This window comes from Sphingomonas sp. NY01, assembly GCF_038809135.1.
Classification (GTDB): domain Bacteria; phylum Pseudomonadota; class Alphaproteobacteria; order Sphingomonadales; family Sphingomonadaceae; genus Sphingomonas; species Sphingomonas carotinifaciens.
Genome location: NZ_CP101722.1, coordinates 2,331,789 through 2,355,514 on the forward strand (window position 1 = coordinate 2,331,789; position 23,726 = coordinate 2,355,514).

Annotated in this window: 21 protein-coding genes and 1 tRNA gene; 9 read left to right on the forward strand and 13 right to left on the reverse strand. The window is 66.5% G+C overall.

All coding sequences use genetic code 11. The features are described from left to right. The first annotated feature begins 123 nt into the window (after positions 1-123). Complete coding sequence (locus NPJ82_RS11260) at positions 124-1,581, forward strand: L,D-transpeptidase family protein (protein ID WP_342657425.1); 1,458 nt, start codon at positions 124-126, stop codon at positions 1,579-1,581. A 100-nt stretch (positions 1,582-1,681) separates the two neighbouring features. Beyond that, positions 1,682-3,787 carry a S9 family peptidase gene (locus NPJ82_RS11265; RefSeq protein WP_342657426.1) on the forward strand — a complete coding sequence of 702 codons (2,106 nt, stop codon included), beginning with the start codon at positions 1,682-1,684 and terminating at the stop codon, positions 3,785-3,787. Positions 3,788-3,836: 49 nt separating this feature from the next. Here NPJ82_RS11265 and NPJ82_RS11270 read toward each other — a convergent pair whose 3' ends face one another. Together NPJ82_RS11270 and NPJ82_RS11275 are read right to left on the reverse strand one after the other, a co-directional pair. Next, positions 3,837-4,112 carry an HU family DNA-binding protein gene (locus NPJ82_RS11270; RefSeq protein ID WP_112382917.1) on the reverse strand — a complete coding sequence of 92 codons (276 nt, stop codon included), beginning with the start codon at positions 4,110-4,112 and terminating at the stop codon, positions 3,837-3,839. A gap of 105 nt (positions 4,113-4,217) precedes the next feature. Beyond that, complete coding sequence (locus NPJ82_RS11275) at positions 4,218-4,421, reverse strand: DUF5818 domain-containing protein (RefSeq protein WP_149682454.1); 204 nt, start codon at positions 4,419-4,421, stop codon at positions 4,218-4,220. A 146-nt stretch (positions 4,422-4,567) separates the two neighbouring features. Between NPJ82_RS11275 and NPJ82_RS11280 the strand changes: the two genes are divergently transcribed. After that, positions 4,568-5,059 carry a MucR family transcriptional regulator gene (locus tag NPJ82_RS11280; RefSeq protein WP_112382762.1) on the forward strand — a complete coding sequence of 164 codons (492 nt, stop codon included), beginning with the start codon at positions 4,568-4,570 and terminating at the stop codon, positions 5,057-5,059. A gap of 118 nt (positions 5,060-5,177) precedes the next feature. Here the strand turns inward: NPJ82_RS11280 and NPJ82_RS11285 are convergent, their stop codons facing one another. Together NPJ82_RS11285 and NPJ82_RS11290 are read right to left on the reverse strand one after the other, a co-directional pair. Continuing rightward, positions 5,178-5,534, reverse strand: coding sequence for a hypothetical protein (locus NPJ82_RS11285; RefSeq protein ID WP_342657427.1), 357 nt, complete (start codon positions 5,532-5,534; stop codon positions 5,178-5,180). Next, on the reverse strand, positions 5,535-5,714 hold the full coding sequence (locus NPJ82_RS11290; RefSeq protein ID WP_342657428.1) for a hypothetical protein: 180 nt from the start codon (positions 5,712-5,714) through the stop codon (positions 5,535-5,537). 267 nt (positions 5,715-5,981) lie between these two features. On the opposite strand from NPJ82_RS11290, the gene NPJ82_RS11295 reads away from it, so the two are divergent. Then, the gene (locus NPJ82_RS11295) at positions 5,982-6,998 is read left to right on the forward strand and encodes a helix-turn-helix transcriptional regulator (RefSeq protein WP_342657429.1); all 1,017 of its coding nucleotides are present in this window, start codon (positions 5,982-5,984) and stop codon (positions 6,996-6,998) included. 252 nt (positions 6,999-7,250) lie between these two features. On the opposite strand, the gene NPJ82_RS11300 is transcribed toward NPJ82_RS11295, so the two are convergent. The 6 genes from NPJ82_RS11300 to NPJ82_RS11325 all read right to left on the reverse strand — a co-directional run bounded on the left by NPJ82_RS11300 (position 7,251) and on the right by NPJ82_RS11325 (position 14,949). After that, positions 7,251-9,275, reverse strand: a complete 2,025-nt coding sequence (locus NPJ82_RS11300; RefSeq protein ID WP_342657430.1) for a TonB-dependent receptor — start codon at positions 9,273-9,275, stop codon at positions 7,251-7,253. 148 nt (positions 9,276-9,423) lie between these two features. Then, complete coding sequence (locus tag NPJ82_RS11305) at positions 9,424-9,849, reverse strand: DUF2946 family protein (protein ID WP_342657431.1); 426 nt, start codon at positions 9,847-9,849, stop codon at positions 9,424-9,426. An 82-nt stretch (positions 9,850-9,931) separates the two neighbouring features. Beyond that, a complete protein-coding gene (locus NPJ82_RS11310) occupies positions 9,932-12,544 on the reverse strand; it encodes a TonB-dependent receptor (RefSeq protein ID WP_342657432.1) in 2,613 nt (870 codons plus the stop codon). Positions 12,545-13,120: 576 nt separating this feature from the next. Continuing rightward, positions 13,121-13,249 carry a hypothetical protein gene (locus NPJ82_RS11315; protein WP_342657433.1) on the reverse strand — a complete coding sequence of 43 codons (129 nt, stop codon included), beginning with the start codon at positions 13,247-13,249 and terminating at the stop codon, positions 13,121-13,123. Positions 13,250-13,732: 483 nt separating this feature from the next. Further along, a tRNA-Gln gene (locus tag NPJ82_RS11320) sits at positions 13,733-13,807 on the reverse strand. 44 nt (positions 13,808-13,851) lie between these two features. Beyond that, positions 13,852-14,949 carry a branched-chain amino acid aminotransferase gene (locus NPJ82_RS11325; protein ID WP_342657434.1) on the reverse strand — a complete coding sequence of 366 codons (1,098 nt, stop codon included), beginning with the start codon at positions 14,947-14,949 and terminating at the stop codon, positions 13,852-13,854. A 60-nt stretch (positions 14,950-15,009) separates the two neighbouring features. On the opposite strand from NPJ82_RS11325, the gene NPJ82_RS11330 reads away from it, so the two are divergent. Beyond that, positions 15,010-15,516 (forward strand): helix-turn-helix domain-containing protein, encoded by a 507-nt coding sequence (locus NPJ82_RS11330; RefSeq protein WP_174236566.1) that lies wholly within the window; start codon positions 15,010-15,012, stop codon positions 15,514-15,516. 61 nt (positions 15,517-15,577) lie between these two features. Here the strand turns inward: NPJ82_RS11330 and NPJ82_RS11335 are convergent, their stop codons facing one another. Continuing rightward, positions 15,578-17,110 carry a tetratricopeptide repeat protein gene (locus NPJ82_RS11335; RefSeq protein WP_342657435.1) on the reverse strand — a complete coding sequence of 511 codons (1,533 nt, stop codon included), beginning with the start codon at positions 17,108-17,110 and terminating at the stop codon, positions 15,578-15,580. A gap of 43 nt (positions 17,111-17,153) precedes the next feature. Continuing rightward, positions 17,154-18,809 carry an electron transfer flavoprotein-ubiquinone oxidoreductase gene (locus tag NPJ82_RS11340; RefSeq protein ID WP_342657436.1) on the reverse strand — a complete coding sequence of 552 codons (1,656 nt, stop codon included), beginning with the start codon at positions 18,807-18,809 and terminating at the stop codon, positions 17,154-17,156. 105 nt (positions 18,810-18,914) lie between these two features. Between NPJ82_RS11340 and NPJ82_RS11345 the strand changes: the two genes are divergently transcribed. Genes NPJ82_RS11345 through moaB form a run of 3 tightly spaced genes read left to right on the forward strand, consistent with a single transcriptional unit; the run spans position 18,915 to position 22,052 of the window. Further along, positions 18,915-19,709, forward strand: a complete 795-nt coding sequence (locus tag NPJ82_RS11345) for a uracil-DNA glycosylase (protein WP_342657437.1) — start codon at positions 18,915-18,917, stop codon at positions 19,707-19,709. After that, positions 19,706-21,535: a lytic transglycosylase domain-containing protein gene (locus tag NPJ82_RS11350; protein WP_342657438.1), complete on the forward strand. Its 1,830-nt coding sequence runs from the start codon at positions 19,706-19,708 to the stop codon at positions 21,533-21,535. Before NPJ82_RS11345 ends, NPJ82_RS11350 begins: the two co-directional genes overlap by 4 nt. Beyond that, entirely contained in the window at positions 21,525-22,052 is a 528-nt protein-coding gene (gene moaB, locus NPJ82_RS11355; protein ID WP_342657439.1) for a molybdenum cofactor biosynthesis protein B, read from the forward strand. The genes NPJ82_RS11350 and moaB overlap by 11 nt, the downstream gene beginning before the upstream one ends. A 3-nt stretch (positions 22,053-22,055) precedes the next feature. Here the strand turns inward: moaB and NPJ82_RS11360 are convergent, their stop codons facing one another. Then, complete coding sequence (locus tag NPJ82_RS11360; protein WP_342657440.1) at positions 22,056-22,394, reverse strand: VOC family protein; 339 nt, start codon at positions 22,392-22,394, stop codon at positions 22,056-22,058. A gap of 54 nt (positions 22,395-22,448) precedes the next feature. Between NPJ82_RS11360 and NPJ82_RS11365 the strand changes: the two genes are divergently transcribed. Then, the gene (locus NPJ82_RS11365; protein ID WP_342657441.1) at positions 22,449-23,519 is read left to right on the forward strand and encodes a PA0069 family radical SAM protein; all 1,071 of its coding nucleotides are present in this window, start codon (positions 22,449-22,451) and stop codon (positions 23,517-23,519) included. Positions 23,520-23,726 lie beyond the last annotated feature (207 nt).

The window sequence follows — 23,726 nt, forward strand, 5'->3', positions numbered from 1 at the left end:
TAACCGGTATGCGTGTCACCCAAAGGTCAGAGCCGCGACAGTTTCGTTACGGACGCGTTTCCGTCGCGGGAGCCGAGTGGCCGGGTCGCGCGTTTCCCCCGGCAACCATTGGCGGAGAAACACGTGCATTCGATAATCGGGCATTCGAAAATCGGACATTCGAAATTCGGGACCTCGGTAGCGCTGGCCCTGCTGCTCGCCGCCTGCAACACGCAGCCGGCGGAGCAGACGGCGGGATCGAATGCGAGCGAGGCGGCACAACCCGCACAGTGGAGCGACCGGACGAGCAAGCAATTGCGCGACGCCATCGCCGCCCGTGCCGATCACGGCCTGGATCACCTGCCCTTCGCCGCAAGCGGTTCGGACAATGCCGCCCTGACCAAGCAGGCATTGGACTTTGCCGGCGCGCTGGCGCGCGGCGCGACCGACCCGACCAAATTATACGAGGTCTATACCGTGCCCCGGCCCGATCCGGATCTGCGCGCCGGTCTGGCCGCGGCGCTGCGCGCCGACGACATCAGTGGCTGGCTGAACGGGCTGGCGCCCACCGACGCCAATTACAAGCGGCTGTCTGCGGCCTATCGCAAGCTGAGCCGCCAGCCGGACGGTCCGGCACCCGCCATCGCCGGCACCGGCGAGGCGATCGAGGCGAATGCGGTCGATCCGCGCATTCCGGCGATCGCCCGCGAACTGGTGGTGCTGGACTATCTGCCGGCCGAGGGTGCGCAAGGGGATCGCTATACCCCGGCGATGGTTGCGGCCGTGCGTACGATGCAGGCGGATTACGGGATGAAACCCGATGGCCTGATCGGCAACGAGGCGCTGGCCATTCTCAACATGTCCGACCTCGACCGCGCGCGCGCCATCGCGATCGCCATGGAGCGGGTGCGCTGGCTGGACCGCAATCCGCCCGCCACCCGGATCGACGTGAACCTGGCCGCGGCACGCCTGACCTATTGGCGCGACGGCAAGATCGTCGACAGCCGCAAGGTCGTCGTCGGCGAGCCGGATACCGAAACGCCGCAACTCGGCTCCCCCATCTTCCGCCTGGTGGCAAACCCGACCTGGACGGTGCCCCGTTCGATCCAGAAGAAGGAGCTGGCGAGCAAGGGCGCCGGTTATCTCCGCGCGAACAACATGGCCTGGAAGGATGGCTGGATCGTGCAGCAGCCGGGTCCGAAGAATTCGCTCGGACTGGTCAAGTTCGACATGCAGAACGAGCATGCGATCTATCTGCACGACACCCCGGCCAAGGCGATGTTCAATATGGTGCAGCGCCAGCGCAGCCATGGTTGCGTGCGGGTGGAGGATGCGCTCGGCTTCGCCGAGATGCTCGCCCGCGACGAGGGCGTGCTGGACGAGTGGCACAAGGCACGGGCGACGGGCAAGGAAACGTTCGTCAAGCTGCCGCGCCAGATCCCGGTCCGCATGCTCTACCACACCGTGCTGTTCGACGAGGCCGGCGAGCCGATCGTGCGCAACGATCCCTATGGCTGGGACGATCGCATCGGCTCCGCGCTCGGGTTCAAGGCGGGCAAGGCGCTGCGCGTCAAGTCGGACGCTGCCGATGTCGGGCCGTAAGCCTCGCCCCTGACGCCCCCGCCCCGGCCGCCATTTTCCTGCTGGCGGCCGGGCGATGCCACGCCTAGCCTTGGCGTTCCGGAACAAGGGGAACGCAGCGATGATGAGGTTGATGGTGGCAGGTGCGGCGATGATCGGCGTCGCCGCCACCGCGCAGGAAGCGCCGCGCGCGGCCAGGAAGCCCTATCAGGTCACGTCGCCCAACGGCGTGCGCGAGGACGATTATTACTGGCTGCGCGACGACAGCCGCAAAAATCCGGAGATGCTCGCCTATCTGAATGCGGAGAACAGCTATGCCGATGCGCGGCTGGCCTCGCTGAAGCCGCTGCAGGCCCGGCTGTACGAAGAGACGGTGTCGCACATCAAGCAGGACGACAGCAGCGTCCCCTACCGCGACAATGGCTGGTGGTATCAGACGCGCTTCGCCACGGGTGCCGATTATCCGGTGGTCGAACGGCGCCGCGCACCGGATGCCCCGGCCGAACTGATGTTCGACCAGCCGGCGATGGCCAGGGGCCACAGCTTCTTCGCCCTGTCCGAATGGCAGGTCAGCCCCGACAATAAACTGGTCGCATGGGCCGAGGATGTCGTCGGCCGGCGCCAATATGTGCTGAAGGTCAAGGATCTCGCCACCGGCCGCGTGCTGAGCGACACGATCACCAATGTGGAGCCCAACATCGTGTGGGCGGACGACAACCGCACCCTGCTCTACATCGCCAAGGACCCCGTCACGCTGCGCGGTTACCGGGTGATGGCGCATGTGCTGGGCACCCCGGTCAGCGCCGACCGCCTGCTCTACGAGGAGAAGGACGACACCTTCCAGATGGGCATCATGCGCACGATGGACGATCGATACGCGTGCATCACCGTGCAGAGCACGGTCAGCGACGAACAGCGTTGTGCCCCGGCGGGCGATCCGACGCGCTTCACCGTGCTGGCGCCGCGCGCGCGCGAGTTCCGCTACAGTGCCGATCATGCCGGTGGCCGCTGGGTGATCCGCACCAATCGTGCGGCCAAGAACTACAAGCTGGTCACCGTCGCCGATGCGCAGATCGCCGGGGGCGTCGCCGGGTGGCAGGACCTGACACGGCCAAGCGACAGCGTGTTCATCGAGGACTTCAAGCCCTTCGAAGGATTTGTCGCGATCAACCAGCGCGAGGGCGGCAACCGGATGATCCGCCTGCTGGACGCACAGGGGCGGTCGACCGCCGTCGAGGCGGACGAGCCCGCCTATCAGATGGCGCTGTCGGTCAACGAGGAGCCCGGCGCGCGCGTCGTGCGCTACAGCTACGGCTCGCTCAAGACGCCGACGACCACCTATGAGGTCGATGCGAAGACGGGCGCGCGCCGGGTGCTGAAGGTCGCGCCGGTGCCGGGCTATGATCCGGCGAACTATGTCACCGAACGGCTATGGGCGCCGGCGCGCGACGGGACGCGCATCCCCGTATCGGTGGTATACAAGAAGGGCGTGGCGCGCGACGGCACCGCCCCGCTGTTCCAATATTCCTATGGCAGCTACGGCATATCGATGGACCCGGCGGTGGATGCCGGGCGCATCGCCCTGCTCGATCGCGGCGTCGTCTACGCCCTCGCCCATATCCGCGGCGGGCAGGAAATGGGGCGCGGCTGGTATGATGACGGCCATCTGCTCAACAAGAAGAACAGCTTCACCGACTTCATTGACGTGACGCGTTATCTCATCGCGCAGAAATATGGCGCCAAGGACCGGGTCGCAGCGATGGGCGGCAGCGCCGGCGGGCTGCTGATGGGCGCGGTCGCCAACATGGCACCCGCCGATTACAAGGTGATCGTCGCACAGGTGCCGTTCGTCGACGTGGTGACGACGATGCTCGACGCGTCGATCCCGCTCACCACCTTCGAATATGACGAATGGGGCAATCCGGCGCAAAAGCCCTTCTACGACTATATGCTGAGCTATTCGCCCTACGACAATGTCGCGGCCAAGGCCTATCCGGCGATGTTCGTCGGCACCGGCCTGTGGGACAGCCAAGTGCAATATTACGAGCCGGCAAAATGGGTTGCCCGGCTGCGCGAGCGCAAGACCGACAGCAATCCGCTCCTCTTCCGCACCAACATGGAGGCGGGACATGGCGGCAAGTCGGGCCGGTTCGAACGCTATCGCCAGAACGCCGAGTGGCAGGCGTTCATGCTCGACCACCTCGGCGTCGCGCCGGGCGGGAAATAACGGGAAACGGGCGACCGCGCGAGGAGCCCCGCGCGGTCGCCGGTCCGGTTCAGCCGTTCAGCGCGTCCTTGACCGCCTTGGCCGGCACGAAGGTCAGCTTGCGCGCAGCGGCGATCTGGATGGTCTCGCCGGTGGCGGGGTTGCGGCCTTCGCGCGCCGGGCTGTCCTTGATCTTGAACTTGCCGAAGCCGGAAAGCGACACCTCGTCGCCCTTGGCGGCGGCGGCCACGATGGCGGCCATCAGATCGTCGACCGCCTTGCGGGCATCGGCCTTGGTCAGGCCGTGATTGGTCACAAGCGTTTCGGCGAGTTCGGCATTGTTCATGATGATCGTCTCCAATTGGGGCGCCGCCTTTAGCGGGCAAAATGCGGCTTGGCGACAGATGGCGGTCGCAGGTAGCGGAGAACCGGTGTCAGATCGGGCGGCAGGTCACGCCGGGGCGACGCCGTCGGCATCGACCAGATCGTCGCCGACCAGCGTGCCGACAAGCCGCACCCGCTTCTCCACCAGATCGACCGGCGTACGCGGCAGCGCCAGCAGATAGCGGCCACCGAGATCACGCCGCAGGTAGAAGCCGCCGCCATCGCGGATCAGCATGCCCGTTTCGTCGATCCGTGTTCCGATAACAGCCATGCCCCGCTTTATCCCAATCGCGGGCATCAGCAAAGCCACGTCCCAATCCTGTCGCATTCTGACAAAAACTCTTCGCAAAACACTTGCTTAGCTTGAGATTGTAATTAACTCGACCCAATCGAACTCCCACGATGCAAGGACTTGATATGGCGGACGACGTGTTCAACACGGTAGAATTGGCAACGGAACTGACGGTCGCCTGGCTTGGCAATTCCAACACGCGGGTTTCGGCGGAAGACGTGCCGGCCTTCTTGCGCACGATGCATGACACGGTGGCACAGCTTGCCAGCGGCACGGTGCAGGACACCGCGCAGCCGGACACGCAGGACTATACGCCCGCCGTTTCGGTGCGAAAGTCACTCGCGTCCAAGGATCACATCATCTCGATGATCGACGGCAAGCCGTACAAGACGCTGCGCCGCCACCTGAAGACCAACGGGCTGACGCCGGAAGCCTATCGCGAACGCTTCGGCCTGAAGCCGGATTATCCGATGGTTGCCGAGACCTATTCGGAAAGCCGCCGCGCCATGGCCCACAAGATCGGCCTTGGTCGCAAAGCCGGCGCCGCTCCTGCGCGCAAGCCGAAGAATGCCAGCGAGGCCAAGGCCGCGGCCCAGGCGCATCTGACCGGCGAATAAACCGCGTCGCGACGGTCGGGGGTCGGCAGCTGCCGAACCCCGCCACCGCCGGGCGGCGCAGTCATCCTGGCAGCAGCGACCGCGCCCCTTCGCTGGAGGCCGAATTCGTGTCGCGATCCTAGCCGACCGGTTGCGCCCTCAGCCCGCGTAGCGCAATCGCCTCGGCGCTTTGCAGGAGCGCGATGGATTCGCGGATCGCGCGTAAGGCGGCGGACGGATCCGCCCAGCATCCGTCACCACTGAAGATCGAACCGTCGAAATGGCTCAGCACATCCAGAGCCGTGTCGACCTTTTCCATCGCCAACTCATGATCTTCCGCCAAATCGGTGTGACAGTTGCTGCGGATCATCGTGAACACGCTCTTGATTTCGCTGGCTGCGCTGGTCCGCAAGCCATGATGTCCTGAGATCTTGCCAGGGTCCTGCCGAGCAATCCCCGGGTAGAATGCCTGGATCCGGTCCGGATGCCGCAACATTCAGGCGGCCGCCGACGTCGCAACAGCGGCCAAGGACCCCGTGTCGAGCGATCCGCAACGCGGCGCGAGAATGAGATCGATCGCAAGCTGCACGTGACATGCCGCCACATCGCTCGACTCCGCGTCGAGGATCGCCAACGCTTTGCGCAGATGCGCGACGGCGACGTCACGACTTGCCATTTCCCGAATACTCCTCCGTCCGACGATTGCCCCGAAATGGCAGTCGATAATCGGACTTTTAAAGCAAATCGGGGTGCCATTGAAGGCGACAACCGGGAAAAGTGAGATAATATCAACAGTTTACAGTTATCGATCGCGATGGCGGTAAACACGTCTTCGCAATATTGACATGGTAGCCGTCCGCCACCTCGTCACCATTGCGGCGGCGTTACGAACGCCTTCGCAATCTTTGCATGACAACCTGACCTAGTGGTGCATATATATCACATGTCAAGTAATATCGACAGCAATAGGATCAATGCTCAGGCGGAGGATAACGGCGTGGCGACGGGGTGGCGGCCGCAAGCCGGCTTCATCCACAGCGTCACCAGCCCCGACCAGCTGGAAGGCCTGAACGCGAGCGGCGGCATCGCGGTCAGCTTCGCGACTCAGGGTCGGAGCGTCCATCTGGCGTTCCAAGGGAGCCAGAGCGAAACCCTCAGCGTCTGGGAAACCCAGAGCCGGACCGGCTTCATCACCAGCCCGATGATGACGGCCGAACTCGTCACGATCCGGTTCGTCGAGGCCGGGGCCATGGTCCGGATCAACCAGAACGGCGCGGACGTGATCGTAAGCCCGGCACAGGCGCTGCTCACCTCGTTCGACGTGATGCGGCGCGAACAGGCCACGCCGGGTTTTTCCGCGATCAGCGCGACCGTCAGCCGCGGTGCCGTTCTCGACGCCTGCCGAGCGCTGTTCGGCGCCGAGACGACGATGCTGCCGCAGTTCGAAACAGTGGTCGATCTCGACACCACCGGGTTGCGCGCGGTGCGCTCCACGGTCACCGCCCTGCGCCAGCATCTGTCCACGGCGGCAGGCCCGATCGACCTGATGCTCCCCTTGTTGCAGGAGGTGCTGCTCTATCAACTCGCCGGAAGCTGGCCGATGATCGGCACCGGATCCTCATTGCACATTCCCACCGCGACCGGCCGTGCGGTCCGGCAGGCGATCGATCATATCGAAGCGCATCTGCGCGAGCGGATTGCCATCCGCGATCTGGCCGAAGCCGCCGGCATCAGCGTGCGTGCGCTGCAAATCGCCTTCAAGCAGCAAATGGGCTGCACGCCGATCAACTACATCATCGCACGGCGTCTCGACCGGGTGCATGCGCAACTTCGCCTGTCCGAAAGCGAGACGATCCGTCAGGTGGCGGCGAGCTGGGGGTTCGTTCACATGAGCGACTTCGCCAAACGGTATCGCGAGCGCTTCGGACATCTGCCGAGCAGCCGCCATGCCGGTGGCTGATCCTACCACCACGGATGCCGGGCAGGTATAGCCCTTCGGGCGACAACCCCGCCCATGACCAATGACGCCCAACGGCGATGGCCACCCACACAGTAGCACCGAAAACTCTTGCCAGTGATAGTGACAGCGCCGACACCGAGCGCCAGCGCCGTGGAAGGCAAAGGCGCTGATCCACAAGGATTGAGGCCGCAGCCACCACCCGGCCACGAACCGGTCGGGCCGAGCGGTGACGACACCGTGACCCATCGGGCGTCAGAAGCGCGCCCGTACCGATGCGAACAGGCTGCGCGGATCGGCGGGCGCGTGCAGCCGCTGGGCCCCGTCGAACCAGACATATTCATAATGGTCGTTGGTCAGGTTGCGAACCTGCGTCGACACCTCGATCGCCTTGGTCAGCCGATAGGCGATCTCGGCGGTGACCTGGAAATAGTCGCCATAGCGCCCCTGACTGTTTGCCGTGTTCAGTTCGTAGGCGGACTGACCATTGCCCCATAGCGAAGCGCGCCATGGGAGCGCAGCCGGCGCCCATTCGATGCCGGCGGTATAGACGTTGCGGGGAACGTGATCGATCTCGTTGCCGGCAGTCAGCGGCGCGGCGGGATCGGCGACGCGGATCACCGCCTTCTGGTGCGACCAGCTTGCCCAGGCGGAAAGGCCCGATACCGGCTGCACGCTTGCCTCCAGGTCAAAGCCGCGGCGGCGGGTTTCGCCCAGATTGTCGAACTCGCCCGACGGATCGTTCAGGCGCCGGCGCAGCTCGCCGCTGGCGGTCTGCTGCCACACCGCCGCGCGCGCGGTCAGCCAGCGGCCCTGCGCAAGCTTTATCCCGGCCTCGAAACCTTCGTTGATCGAGGCTTCGAGGTCGCGGACCCGCGGCGGCACGACGAACGTGCCCGAGCCGGCACCGATCTGAAAGGTGCGGCCGTAATTGCCATAGGCGGTGATGCCGGTGATCGGCGTCAGTGCAACCGACAGCTTGGGCTGGCTGATCGTGCCATAGTCGTTGAGCGGGTAGCTGACCCCGTTCAGCCGGTTGGTGAAGGTGCCGCCGACCCGGTCGATCCGCCACGCCGGCGTTACCGTCAGCCAGCGCAGCGGCGTCACGATCGCCTGCACATAGGCGCCGCCGACCGTCAGGTCGAAATCCTGGTCGCGCGTTGCCGCCACGATGGTGCGGCGGTCGGTGGTCCAGCGCAAACTCCGGTTGTGCTGCCACTGCACATCGCCGCCCGCCTCCGCCATCAGCCAGTCGGCGGCATGCCAATGCAGGCCGGTGACGACGCCATATTGCTGCTCATCGGTCAGCCGCTGCTGCTGCGCGACATCGGCGGAGAAGCGGACATAGCGATTGTCGTCGATGCTGTTGGCGTAGCCCACCGCGGTCAGCGACAGGCGGGCGGCAAGATCGGCATCGAGATGCAGGCTGTATTGCGACAAGCGGCGCGTGCCGCCATCGGTTTCCGACACCGCATAGGACCGGCACCGGTCGCGATACGCGTCGGCATCGATCAGATAGCCGGGCTCCTCCGCCTCCGCGCGGCTGTGGCGGACGATCGCGCCGAGCTTGGCCGGCCCAAGGTCGTAGAACCACTTGCCCGCGAAGTTCAGCCGGTCGAGATCGGCATGGTCCCGGTATCCGCCGGTCCGGCGATAGGCGAAGAGGTAGTTCTGGCTCAGCCGGCCGCTCTCGACCCCGGCCGAGAGCTGCGCGTCCCGGGTGCCGAATGCGCCGGCGATGCCACGCGCGTCGAGATAGGTGCCACCGGTACGCGTCCTGACGTTCGCGCTGCCGGCGATGGCGTGGAGGCCCCAGCGCGGGTCGGACGTGCCGCGCACCAGTTCGACCGAGGCGATGTCGAGCGGCGACACCATGTCGATGAAGTCCATCCGCCCGGCATTGTCGTTGGACGGCACACCATCGATCAGCAGCTTGACGGCGTTGATCTCGCCCTCGCCGTTGAAGCCGCGGATCGAGAAGCGGCCGGAGGTCGTACCCTGGTTGAAATCGGTCAGCACCACGCCCGGCAGCCGCGCGAACAGCTCCCACGCATTGTCGACATTCTGGCGCTGCGCCACGTCGCCGCCGAGCACGTCGACCGAGGTCAGCACGTGGGCGGTCGATCGTGCCATCGCGCTGGCGGTGACGACGATCTCGCCCCCACCGATCGCGACCTGCGTATCGGGCCGGGTGGTGGACGCCTCACGCTCCTGCGCGACGGCGGCCGTGGACAGCAGCAGGCAGGATGCCGCGCCTGTCAGACGATGAACTCGAAACATGCCATTCCCCACATTTCGGCCAGAGCGAACATGGCCGGAAGCCAGCGCCGCCTGCCCGTCGAAACGTCGCGAGCGCGCACCACGCGCGCGGGCCGGATCACATGAAAGCCAGCGGCCGCGTCCGGTCAGACCGGGCGGCCCACAGTCGTCAGTCGCGGGGGAGCGGAGGGCCGCGCAGAGGCGGCCGTAGACGGTGCGCGGATCGATGAACGCGCCGCGGCGCCGGGAGCAGCGCCATCGCCGCCACGACGGCAAGCGCGGCCACCAGCACGACCGGATCGACGGCGCCGAGCATCTGCGCCGACAGGCCCGCATAGGCGCATGGCATCTCGGACTTGCCATGCTCCTTCGATGGCCCTTGCTCGGGCGCCGTGTCATGCATCGCCGCCATGGCGTCGTCACCGGCCGGCATCGTCATCATCGGTGCCGCGCCCGGGCAGATGACGATGCCGAGGCCCCCGTGATCGTTCCCGATCATGTACCCGGTCGGCACCAGCAGCTTCAGCAGCAAGGCCGCCGCGCAGATCAGCACGGCAAGACGGCGTTGCGCCAGAAGATGCCGGACGGCGATCACGCTGGCGGGTTATCGTCGATGCCGGCCGGTGTCACTTGGGCATTTCCGCCCGCTCTGCCGCCGCCGCCGATACCCGCCCTGTTCAAAAGGCGAGGCCGGCGCGAACGAAGACCGATCGCCCGTTGAAACCGAAAGGCGATATCGCATTATAGGGCTGCGTGCCGGCATTGTCGGAACCGTTGGTGCCGGCGGCAACGCTGGCAACGGTGGAGGCGATGTTCTCGTCCGGATAGACGTCGAACAGGTTCTGCGCACCGGCGCTCAACCGGAGGGCGGGTGTCGCCTGCCAGCCCAGTTCGACGTCGGTCAGCACCTTGGCACCGAACCGCTGGATGATGTCGGAATTGGCCGTATTGCTCGCGGCCGGCACCTGTTGCACGTCATAGCCGGGCACCAGCGCCGCAACCTGGGCCGGTGTCCGGTTGAGCAGCGCCACCGTGGAAACCTTTCCATAGCGCGTGTTGGTGACGGACAGGGTGAACGGCCCGCGCGCATAGTTGAGGTCGAGGGTCACCTTGTCGCGGGGAAGGCTGTCCGAAAAGCGCAACTGCTGCGTCAGGTCGAACAACGGCGTCGTGATGCCCAGCGCGGCGATCGGCGCAGGCGTGCCCGCGATCCGATCGAAGCGGGTCTTGTTGTAATTGCCTGCCAGCGTGCCGGTGAACCGGCTGCCGTCGCCAAAGCGGTGCCGGTAATTCACCACCAGATCGATACCCTGCGTCTGGGTATCCACCGCATTGGTCAGGAAGGACAGCGCGGCAAAGCCGGACTGGCCGTTGGCGGCCAGGAAGTTGGTCAGCCGCGTATCCTGGAACGTCGACGAAATCGCGATCCGGTCGCGCACCTTGATCCGATACGCGTCCAGTGTTGCCGTAAACCCTTGGGTTTCGAACACCGCTCCGACCGACACGTTTCGGGATTTTTCGGGCTTGAGATCGGTCGCGCCTGCCAGTCGCGCCGCGGGATTGTCGACCGCTGCGACCCGCACGATCGCCTGCGTCCCGTTCAGGATCAGCGTGTTCGACGCGTTGTAGCCTGACTGCGCCAGGGCCGGCGCGCGAAAGCCGGTATTGTACGACCCGCGCAGTGCCAGCCCACCGAACAGTCCCAGGCGCCCGGCGACCTTGAAATTGGTCGTGTTGCCAAAGTCGGAGTATCGCTCGTGCCGGACCGCGCCGGAAAGAAGCAGGCGCTCGAAAACCTGCTTTTCGACCTCGGCATAGGCCGCAACGCTGTTGCGATCGATCGACGCGCGATCGTCGGGACCGTTGCTGGGTCCGGGCTGCGAGCCGATCGGCCCCGGCCGGCCGGCATTGGGGCCGTCCGGGATCAGCACGCCGCCGTTGCGATAGCCGTTGGGCGCACCGGAGAAGAGCCGATAATCCTCTTCGCGATACTCCGCCCCAAACGCGATCCGCAGCGGCTGGTCGTCACCCAGCGGAATTTCGCGGGTGAAGTCGAGGTTGCTGGTCCATTGATAGAAGTCGCTGCCGCCCCGATAAAAACGCGAGGGTGATGCGGCGCCAAGCGTCACGTTGACGCTGTCGACATAGCTGGTGCGGACGGTGCTGAGCCCATAGGCGGTCGAAAGGTCCCATGCAAATCCGGCCAGATCGTCGCCGCGCAGGCCAAGCGCCGTGGAGACATTTTCGAAGCGCGTGGCGAGGCCGGGGCTATAGCCGTCGGGATAGAGCGCGCGCACGGTTTCGTCCTGCCCGGCCCGGCGGAAAAGATACCGGATGTCGCCGTTCAGGCGGTTATACCCGCCAAAGCTGTACAGCTCGGCGCCACCACCCATCGGTGCCACGAGGTTGTAGAAGAGCTGGTAGTTGCGGCTCGGCTGATCGCCCTGCTGGAACACGTTGCGATCGAAATCCGCCTCACGCGGGTCGAGCGCACCGTTGCTGGGCGTGCGGCCGACGCCCGACCCGTAATTGGCCGATGGCGCAACCGGGCGGCCGGCAGCATTCAGTCCGAAATATTGCTGCCGGGTATCCGGCCGGGCACGGTTGGTCCCGCCCCGATCCTGATAGGCGGCGGTGAGACGAAAAACGCCCTCCTCGCCAAGCCGCACCCCGGTCGAGGCGGAAACCTCATAGGTATCGCCGTCCCCCTCTGTGGTCTGCACGTAGCTTGCCTGGGCATGGGTGCCGATGGAGCGGTCCAGGATCATGTTGATGACGCCCGAGATCGCGTCGGAGCCGTACTGGGCCGCCGCCCCGTCGCGCAACACCTCTATCCGCGACAGTGCCAGCGTCGGTATCGCATTGAAGTCGACCGCGACGTCGCCGCGGCCGATGCCGTTGCTCGAATTCAGATCCGCCGTCGTATGCCGACGCTTGCCGTTGACCAGCACCAGCAGTTCGCCCGCACCCAGCCCGCGCAGCGATGGCGGCTGGATGAAATCGCCGACGCCCGATGCAAGCGGCCGGGGCGCACTGAAACTCGGCACCTGGACCTTGAGCATCTGGATAAGGTCCACCCGGCCGCTCTGCTGCAGTTCCTCGCGGGAGATGGCATCCACGGGCGTCGAGGATTGGGTCGCGGTGCGACCGCCAAAACGGCTGCCCGTCACGATGATCTCGCCCCGTTCGGTGTCCGGCTCTTCCGGATCGGCGGCCTGACCGGCATCCTGTGCCGAAAGCGGTGACGAAAACGCGCAGGCAACGGACACTGCGATCGCGAACGATCTCATAGTTAACCCTTTTGTATGGTTATGTTATCACGTAACTCCGTAGGGCAGACAGTGGGTCGGGATCAAGGCAGGTGGCATGCACAATCGTCGGATATGCACCGGCGAGCCGCCGCAACGCCTGCAACCGAAGTGGACGTCAGCGGCGTCGTTTGCGCAACGCGTCATGACGTTGACCGCGACATCGTGAATCTGGAAGCTGCGCGTCACGGCGTCACGGCGTCACGACGCCACGGCACGGACCACCGAGACCGCCTATCGCAATCTGCTCAGCGCCTGAGCGATGGGCGTGCTGATCGTCCCGCGGTTGATGACGCGGACCACCGCACGCCTCAGCGAAGAAAGTTGCTGGTCGCACTCTTGCGCATCTTCACCCACGGTATGCCTGCCTGCACTAGCGGATGGTTGCCAACGGCTGCTCGGACCATCACTTCGTTTGATCACAATGTCGTTTTGGCGCCAGATCCGTCGTCGTGGCCAGCCTCGTCCCGCCCAACCGCCGTACCGACCTCGTTGCGGCCATATTTATCGGGCGGACCGTTGCCATGATCGGCAGCGCACCACGCGCGACCCGGCCGATCAACTGGCAAGGTCTTTATGAAATCGGGCCAACATGGGCATGGTGACGATCGCACGCAGCCCCGCGATCCGCTGCGTGCTCCAGCCCTCCGCCTCCAGCCTGCGCTCTTCGGCCGGCAGGAAGGACATGTGACCGCCCGGATGCTTCAGCCGTTCGACATAGTCGACGAAGGCCAGACTGGTGGTCGAATGGTTCTAGACATCGTACGGCATCGACTGTTGCAAGGTGCAGACCTTCCGGCCTTCACAATCACCTAGAACGCCTGCCCGATTGTTTCGGTACTCGGCCTGCTCCGCCTGTAGAGCATCTCCAGCACCTTCGGCGTCACCGCCGTGAGCGCCGCCCCCATGTTGCGCGCTGCCTTCCGGTCGGTGGTCCGCAGCGACAGCCGGACATCTAGGGTGCCATTATCCAATAAACGGTGAATTCGGCGCCACCAGAAAATGTGCCCGCGCCGGTAAACGTGTTGAAGACAGTCCAAAACCGCGGCCTTCCCGGCCAGCGCATTGGCACAATCCGATGCACAATTGTGCAGGTGCCAACGGCCGACCCTGATAGTCAGCCAGTATCTTTAAACACTTAGCAGCCAATTGGCTGGGATTTCAGGCAGATGGCTGGGGCGGCAGGATTCGAACCTGCGTATGACGGTACCAAAAACCGTTGCCTTACCGCTTGGCGACGCCCCAGTGGAGTGGCGCGCCTTAAAGGGCGGCGCGCCACTTGAAAAGCCTCAATCTAGGCGGCGGAGCCACTGATGCGGGTCGGCCGCATGGCCGCGCTGGATCGCGACCAGTTGCTCGCGCAATTTGGTGGTGAGCTGGCCCGGGCCACCCGATCCGATGGTGAAGCGCCCGGCCGGCTCAGCCACGCTGCCGATCGGCGTGACCACCGCCGCCGTGCCACATGCGAACGCTTCGACCAGACGACCGCTCTGCGCATCGGCGCGCCACTGATCGAGCGAATAAGGCTCCTCGCGCACCGTCAGCCCGGCATCGCGGGCCAGCGTCAGCACCGAATCGCGCGTGATGCCGGGCAGGATCGTCCCGCTCAGCGGTGGCGTCGCCAGCGAGCCGTCGTCGAGGACGAAGAAGACGTTCATGCCGCCCAGTTCCTCGACCCATTTGCGCTCGGCCGCGTCCAAGAACACGACCTGGTCGCACCCTTGCGCGATCGCCTCCTTCTGCGCGAGCAGGCTGGCCGCATAATTGCCGCCGCACTTGGCCGCGCCGGTGCCGCCGGGGGCTGCGCGGGTATAGCCCTGGCTGACCCAGATCGACACCGCCGGCGCGCCGCCCTTGAAATAGGCACCGACCGATGAGGCGATCACCATGTAGAGATATTCGGACGAGGGCTTCACCCCCAGAAACACCTCGCTGGCGATCATGAACGGCCGCAGATAGAGCGACCCGCCCTCCATCGTCGGGATCCAGTCGCGATCGGCCTGCACCAGCCGTTCGATCGATTCCAGGAACAGCGCTTCGGGCAATTCGGGCATCGCCATGCGCCGCGCGGAATCGTTGAACCGGCGCGCGTTCATCTCCGGCCGGAACAGGCCGATACCGCCATCCTCCAGCGAATATGCCTTCATCCCTTCGAAGATTTCCTGCGCATAATGCAGGACCGCGGCGGCCGGATCGAGGGTGAGCGGCTTGCGCGCGGTGATCTGCGCGTCGTGCCAGCCCTGCGCATCGTCCCACCGGATCAGCGCCATGTGATCGGTGAAGACGCGCCCGAAACCGGGGTCGACCAGCCGCGCCGCACGCTCGCTCGCGTCGACCGGGGTCGCGCTGGGATCGAAGCGGAACGGGACGGTCGTCGGCGCGTGCATGGCGGTCCTCTCAAACAATCAGGTTGCGGACGCGTAGGACCGATGGCTAAACCGGTCAACATGACTGCCTTGAACCAGTCCGCATCGGCACAATTTCTCCGCGAACCAGAGCTCCGCAAGGGCATGGAACTCATGTATTTCGGCAACAGCCATATCGTGCGATCGATCGATCGCGGGTTGGCGGCGCAAGGGCTGGGGCGTGCGCATCACCGCGCGCTCTACTTCATCGCGCGGCGGCCCGACATGACGGTCAGCGAATTGCTGTCGATACTGGCCATCACCAAACAGTCGCTGGGCCGCGTGCTCAACGAACTAACCGAACGAGGATTATTGGAGACGAGGCCCGGCGACCGGGACCGGCGCCAAAGGCTGCTGCGCCTGACGCCCGAGGGTTTGACGATGGAAAGCACGCTCTTCGAGGCGCTGCGCGAGAAGCTGTCCCTGGCCTATGCCCGCGCGGGGCAACAGGCGGTGACCGGCTTCTGGACGGTGCTGGAAGGACTGATCCCGGAGGAAGAGCGCACCCGCATCGAAAAATTGCGCCTGCTGGACAAACGTCCGGGTTGACCCCTGACCCCCCGCCGGTGGGGCACGACCGGCATCATCCCGCCCATATGCGGATACCCCTTCACCCCTCCGGCGCGCGGGCGAGCTTGGCGACAAGCCGCTCGCCGTCCGGCGCTTCGGCATACAAGGCGGCCGCCCGCCACGCATAGCGCGCCTCGAACCTGCGGCCGAGCGCCCAGTAGACATCGCCCAGATGCTCGGCGATCTCGGCATTGGCGGGTTCCTCCGCCGCCGCACGCTCCAGCAGCGGCACCGCCCGGCGCGACTGGCCGGCGACATGATAGGCCCAGCCGAGCGAGTCGGTGATGGACGGATTGTTCGGTGCGATCCGGCTCGCCGTCTCCAGCAGCTTCGTCGCACCCGCGACATCCTGCCCGCGCATCACCCGGGCATAGCCGAGATAGTTGAGCGCCAGCGGCTCGTCGGGCGCCAGCGCCACGGCCCGCGCCAGGGCCGGCTCCGCCTGCGCCCACTGCCCCGCCTGATCGAGCGCGCTGCCATATTGCATCCACGCCGCCCAGGGCACCGGCGGTTCCGCCGCCACGACGCGCGCATACCAGCCGGCCGCCTCGGCAAAGCGGCCATCCTCCGATAACAGGTCGGCGAAGACCTGCCAGTCGCGTGACGATGCATTGCGGGCCGTCGCGCGGGCCCGTGCGAGATCGAGTGCGACGCCGCCCTTGCCCATCGCATCCAGCAACCCGATGCGGCTGGCCGCGGCGGGTTCGACGAAGGGGCTCTTGCGCCCCACGGCGTCCAGCACCGCCAGCGCCTGCCCCTCGCTGCCGTCGCGCGACAAGGCGTCGGCCAGCACGAGCCGCGCGCGGTCATATCCCGGATCGGCGGACAGGCTGGCGCGGGCCAGCGCGATGGCGAGCGAACGCGGCCCCTGCCCCGCAATCTCGGCGCCCACGCGGGCGAGCAGCCGCGATACCCCGAAAGCCAGCGTCGGCTTCGCCCCGATGCCGCGGCGATGCGCGGTCAGCGTCGGATCGCTTCCCGCGATCAATGCCCGCGCCGCATCGCGACGATGGCGGTGGAACAGCAACTGTGCGGCGGCGATGCGGATATCGAGCGGCGACTGTGCCCCCTCGATGGCGATACGCGCGCCGCCGCCATCGTCACGCCCCGCCGCGATCGACAGCAGGACCTGCGTTTCCAGCGACAGGCGCCGTGCCACCACATCCTTGGTCGCGGTCAGGATCGGGTTCGGGTCCTCGCCCCGCGCAAACGCCGCCCAGCCATGCAGCGAGGGCGCCAGGATGGCGAGCCCGCCGCGCTCCAGCCGGGTTGCCGCGGCATCGAGCGCGGCCGGGTCGTTCCGCCGCGCGGCATCGGCGACCGCGATCAGCGCCACGTCCAGCGGCGCGACATCGGCCTTCTGCAACACCGCCGCGGCCCGGCGGACCAGCGCATCGTCGCCCGCGGCCAGCGCTTCGCGATAGGCCCGCACCGCGATCACCGGATCGTCGGGCCGACCCGCCAGCACCTCGCCGAAGCGCGCCGCCGCCGCATCGGGCCGCCCTTGCGCCGCGGCGATCCGCGCCGCCAGATAGGCGGACAGGTCGTCCCTGCCCCCATCCGCCGAGGCCAAGGCGGCGGATGGGCAAAACGCCAGGACGATCCCGATGATGCGGCTACATGTTCGGATAGTTCGGGCCTCCACCGCCTTCGGGCACGACCCAGTTGATGTTCTGGGTCGGGTCCTTGATGTCACAGGTCTTGCAGTGGACGCAATTCTGCGCGTTGATCACGAACTTCGGATCACCCTCCTCGACGCCCACCACTTCATAGACGCCGGCCGGGCAATATCGTTGCGCGGGCTCGTCATAGAGCGGCAGGTTATGTTCGATCGGCACCGACGCATCCTTCAGCGTCAGGTGCACCGGCTGGTCCTCCTCGTGATTGGTGTTCGACAGGAACACCGAGGACAGCCGGTCGAAGGTCAGCACGCCGTCCGGCTTGGGATAGACCGGCGGCTTCACCTGATCCTTGCGCCACAGCGTTTCGTGATCGCGGTGCTGCTTCATCGTGAAGGGCATCTTCAGCTTGAAATATTCAAGCCACATGGTGACGCCCGCCAGCCCCGATCCCATGAAGTCGCCGAACCGTGCCACCAGCGGCTTGGTGTTGCGGACGATCGACAGCTCCTTCTTGACCCAGGACTGCTCGAACGCGTCAGGGTAGGCGGACAGTTCGTCGCCCTCACGCCCCGCCTGCACGGCCTCGAACGCAGCCTCGGCCGCCATCATGCCGGACTTCATCGCGGTGTGCGTGCCCTTGATCCGCGGCACGTTCAGGAAGCCGGCCGAGCAGCCGATCAGCGCGCCGCCGGGGAAGACCAGCTTCGGGATCGCCTGCAACCCGCCCTCGTTGATCGCCCGCGCACCATAGGACACGCGCTTGCCGCCCTTCAGCAACTCGGCAATCTCGGGATGCGTCTTCCACTTCTGCATTTCCTGGAAGGGCGACAGATAGGGGTTGGAATAGTTCAGCCAGGTGACGAAGCCGATCGACACCTGCCCGTTCGCCTGGTGATAGATCCAGCCGCCGCCATTGGCATCGTCGCCCAGCGGCCACCCTTGCGTATGCACCACCTTGCCCAGTTCGTGCTTGGCGGGGTCAATGTCCCATAATTCCTTGATGCCCAGGCCGTACACCTGCGGCTGGCTGTCGCGGTCGAGGTCGAACTGGCGGATGATCTCCTTGCTCAGATGCCCGCGCACCCCCTCGGCGAAGAAGGTATATTTCGCGTGCAGCTCCAGCCCCGGCTGCCAGTCCGCCTTGCGCGTGCCGTCGCGCGCCACGCCCATGTCGCCGGTGGCGACGCCCTTCACGCGACCATCGTCGTGGAACAGGATCTCGGCCGCGGCAAAGCCGGGGAAGATCTCGACGCCCAGTTCCTCGGCCTTGCCCGCCAGCCAGCGGCACAGATTGCCCAGGCTGCCGGTATAGGTGTTCTTGTTGTGCATGAAGGGCGGCGTCCACAGATGCGGCAGCACGCGCTTCTTCGTGGCGGACAGGATCCAGTGATGGTTCTGCGTCACCGGCACCTCGGCCATCGGGCAGCCATCCTCGCGCCAGTCGGGCAGCAGCTCATCGAGCGCGCGCGGATCGATCACCGCGCCCGACAGGATGTGCGCGCCGACCTCCGAGCCTTTTTCCAGCACGCAGATCGAAAGTTCGGTGCCACCCTCGGCGGCCAGCTGCTTCAGACGGATCGCGGCAGACAGGCCCGCCGGGCCCGCTCCCACGATCACGACGTCATACGGCATTGATTCGCGTTCGGTCATGCGCATCCTCCGGTGGCCGTAGCGTCACCTCTTCCGGGCGCGGGCCAACACCAATTTGTCCCTTTTGCCGATCCGACAGATTGACGTTTTCGTCAACCTTGAAGCATGGGTGAACCCAATATGGGGGCTTACCAGACCATCGATCCCGCACTTGCCGCCAGCGCGCTCGAATGGTGGCACGATGCCGGCGTGGACCTGATCGTCGGCGACGATCCGTTCGACTGGCTCGCCGCGCCGTCGGACGAGGCGTTCGCGCCCATGCCGGGCCTCGCCCCTGTCGCACTGCCCGTATCTTCCGCCGCCATCGCTCCGGCACCCGCCGCCCTGCCCGACACGCTGGAGGCATTCGCCACCTGGCGCATGGGGCCAGAGGCGCCGGAGCAGGGCTGGACCGGCATTTCGCTGGCCGCCAGCGGTCCGGCGGATGCGGCCGTGATGATATTGGTCGACTGTCCGGACCGCGACGACGGACAGGCGGGGCAATTGCTGTCCGGGGCGCCCGGGCGCCTGTTCGACCGGATGCTTGCCGCGATCGGCCTGTCGCGCGACACCGTGCACATCGCCGCGGTCTGCGCGCGCCGCCCCGCCGCCGGCCGCATGCCGCGCGAACTGGAAACCCGGCTGGGCGAGGTCTCCCGCCACCATGTCGGCTTGGTCGCGCCGAAAAGGCTGCTGCTGCTCGGCAATGCGGCGAGCCGTGCCATCCTTGGGACCGAAATGCGTCAGGCGCGCGGGATTTTGCACCGGCTTAACCATAGAACCGGCATCGAGGGGTCGACCGGCGAGCAGGATACCGGTGTGGTGGCAAGCTTCCACCCAAGGTTCCTGTTGGAAAAGCCGGTGGCGAAGGCGGAGACCTGGAGGGATTTGCAGTTGCTGATGAAGGATATCGGGGCATGACGCGCACGCTGGCGATCGCATGCGCATTGGCGGTCACCATGGCCGCGGCGGCGGCCACCGCCGAACCGGCCAATAGCGCAACCACCGCCAAGACCCCGCGCATCCCCACGCTGCTCGACGACGCGCAACAGGTCGGTTACCGCGCCATCTTCGGCGCGATCCGCGACGGCCGCTGGACCGATGCCCAGCTGCAGCTCGACGCGCTGAAGCCGGGTCCGCTCCACGCCATCGCCCGCGCCGAGCTCTACACCGTCAAGGGATCGCCGCGCGTCGACCTCGACAAGCTGCTCGCCGTCCTGAACGAAGCGCCCGAACTGCCCCAGGCCGAGCAGCTCGCCCGCCTCGCCAGGTCGCGCGGCGCCAGCGAACTTCCCCCGCTTCCTGAAACCCAGACGCTGATCTGGCGCGACGGCGCGCCTCGCCGCGCCCGTGCCAAGAGCGTGAAAAGCGACGAGATCGCCGCCACCCTCGCGGTACAGATGCAGCCTTATGTGAAGGCGGACCAGGGTGCACCGGCACAGGCGCTGCTCGAATCCACCAGCGGCCTCACGCCCGAAGCGCAGACCGAGTGGCAGCAGCGGGTCGCCTGGATGTATTTCCTCGGCGGTGACGACACCAATGCCCGCGCCATGGCGGCCAAGGCGGCGGTGGGCAGCGGCGAATGGGCGATCCAGGGCCGCTGGGCTGGCGCGCTGTCCGCCTGGCGCCAGGGCGACTGTGCCGCCGCCGAGAACGGGTTCGAGGGGGTTGCCGCCCGCGCCTCCGATGTCGATCTGCGCGCCGCCGCGCTCTACTGGGCATCGCGTGCCGACATGGTGTGCGGCCGCCCCGACAAGATCGAGGGCCGGCTGAAGGCCGCCGCGCAGTTCGGCGAAAGCTTCTATGGTCAACTCGCCCGACAGGCGCTCGGCCTGAAGACGCAGACCCAGCCCGGCGGGCAATTGGTCGCCACCGACTGGGCCGCGCTCGACCGCCGCCCCAATATCCGCGTCGCCGCCGCGCTGGCGGAAATCGGCGAGAGCGAGCTGGCCGATACCGTGATCCGCCAACAGGCGCGCATCGGTGCCCCCGCCGAGTTCCGCAGCCTCGTTCGCCTCGCGGAGTCGCTCGACCTGCCGGCGACCACCGTCTGGCTGGCGCATAACTGCCCGGCCGGTGTCACCGCCACCGCCGAGGCACGCTACCCCACCCCGAACTGGACGCCGGACAGCGGCTGGCGCGTCGACAAGGCGCTGGTCTATGCCCACACGCTTCAGGAATCGGGTTTCCGCAACAAGGTGGTGAGCCCCGCCGGCGCCTATGGCCTGATGCAGATCATGCCCGCCGCCGCGACCGACTTCGCGCGTGAACGCGGCGTCTCCATCGACAAGTCCGCACTAACCAAGCCGTCCACCAACATGGATGTCGGCCAGCGCCATCTGGAGCGGCTGCGCGACATGGCGGGCATCACCGGCGGCCTGCTGCCCAAGGTGATCGCGGCCTATAATGCCGGCCCCAAGCCGGTCGGGGAATGGAACAGCATCGTCCATGACGGCGGCGATCCGCTGCTCTACATCGAAAGCATCCCCTATTGGGAAACGCGCGGCTACGTCACCACGGTGCTGCGCAACTACTGGATGTACGAGGGGCAGGCGGGCAAGGTCAGGTCGCCCAGCCGCACCGCGCTGGCGCAGGGCATGTGGCCGCGCTTTCCCGGCCTGCCGGGCGCCGCGGCGGTCCGCATGAACGCGAAACCCAATCCGCGCGCCACCGCCGACGCCACCACCGCCATCGCGGTACAGGCGGCGGTCAGTCCGCAATCGACCACGGTGACGCGTGCCGATTGATCCCACCCGCACCTTCCGCCCGGTCCGCATCGCCGTCCTCACCGTCTCCGACACCCGCAGCCTGGCCGAGGACCGCTCCGGCGACACGCTGGTCGGCCTGCTGACCGGGGCGGGTCACGAACTCGCCGACCGCGCGATCATCCGCGACGAGGCGGAACAGATCATCGCGCGCCTGCACGCCTGGATCGACGATCACGAGGTCGATTGCATCCTGACCACCGGCGGCACCGGCGTCACCGGCCGCGACGTGACACCGGAGGCGGTGGAGCGCGTCGCCGACAAGATGATCCCCGGCTTCGGCGAACTCTTCCGCTGGCTCAGCTACCAGACGATCGGTACCTCCACGGTCCAGTCGCGCGCCTGCGCCTGCGTCACCCGCGGCACCTATATCTTTGCCCTGCCCGGCTCCACCGGCGCGGTGAAGGACGCCTGGAACGGCATCCTCAAGGATCAGCTCGACAGCCGCCACCGCCCCTGCAACTTCGTGGAACTGATGCCCCGCCTTCAGGAGCGTTGAGCCTTACCCGGCATCCGGCTGCATCGCGGCCAATTCATGCCCGTCCATGTCGCGGAAATGGAATCGCCGCCCGCCGGGAAAGGCGAAGATCGGCACGCTGATCGTGCCCCCCGCCCCAGCCACTGCGGCCAGTGCCGCCTCCAGGTCCGTCACCTCGATCACCGGTAGCGGCTGGCGCACCGCATCGCGGTCGGCGTCCAGCCCGATGTCAGTATCGCCCGACACCGTCGCCGCATAGCTCGGCCCGAAATCGCTGAAGTCCCAGCCGAACGCCTGCGCATAGAAACCCTTCGCCGCCTCCCGGTCGCGCACCGGCAGTTCCAGATAGTTCAACCGCGCCATCTCGTCGCCTCCCTTGTTCTTGCTATGTTCTGACACGCCCGATAGCATCGCGCAATGGCAAAGACTCGCCCCCAGCGCGGCGCCACGATGAACGCGGCCAGCACCCGCTTCAACCTGCCCGGCCACGAAGCCGATGGTGACTGGCTCGACGCGCGCGAGGCGATCGACGGCGAGGCCCCGCGGCTGCGCACCACGGTGACGGTCGAACGCCCCCGCACGATCATCGCCCGCAACGCCTCCCCCGACGTGCCCTTCGACCGCTCGATCAACCCGTATCGCGGCTGCGAACATGGCTGCATCTACTGCTTCGCCCGCCCCACCCACGCCTTTCACGACCTGTCCCCCGGACTCGACTTCGAAAGCCGCCTCTTCGCCAAACCCGACGCCGCCACCCTGCTCCGCACCGAACTCGCCCGGCCGACCTACACCCCCGCCCCCATGGCGCTCGGCACCAACACCGACCCCTATCAACCCATCGAGTCCGACTGGCGCATCACCCGCAGCGTTATTGAAATACTGGCGGAAACCCGCCATCCGCTGACCATCACCACCAAATCCGACCGCGTCGTCCGCGACCTCGATCTGCTCGGGCCCATGGCGGCTGACGGGCTGGCGGCGGTGTGCATGTCGATCACCTCGCTCGACCCGAAGATCGCCGGCACCATCGAGCCGCGCGCGCCGCATCCCGAACGCCGTCTCGCCGCGGTCCGCCGCCTCGCCGATGCCGGCGTGCCCGTCTATGTCTCGATCGCCCCCGTCATCCCGGCGATCACCGACCATGAAATGGAGCATCTGATCGAACGCGCCGCGCAGGCCGGCGCCCGCAACGCCTTCTTCATTCCCGTCCGCCTGCCCCATGAGGTCGCGCCGCTGTTCCGCGCCTGGCTCGACGCGCATTTCCCCGACCGCGCCGGCAAGGTGATGGCGACGATCCAGGCGATGCGCGACGGGCGCGACAATGATCCGGACTTCTTCAAACGCATGAAGGGCAGCGGCCCCTGGGCGGATCTGCTGCGCACCCGCTTCCACCTCGCCTGCCGCCGCCACGACCTCAACCGTGAGCGCATTACCTTACGCACCGATCTGTTCCGCAAGCTGGCCGGGGCGCAGGGCGAGTTGTTCTGACCTCAAAGGATCGCGCGGCCATCCCAGCCGTTGAACCTGCGAAGGAGACGAACGATGATCGACCCTGAACAGGACCCGCAGCAGGACGACACCCCCACCGAGCAGGAGTCGGGTGCCGGCTACGGCAACAACGCCGAAGAGCCCGAAGGCGAAAGCAAGTAATCCATACAATCCCTCTCCCCTCCGGGGAGAGGGAACCCACGGCGC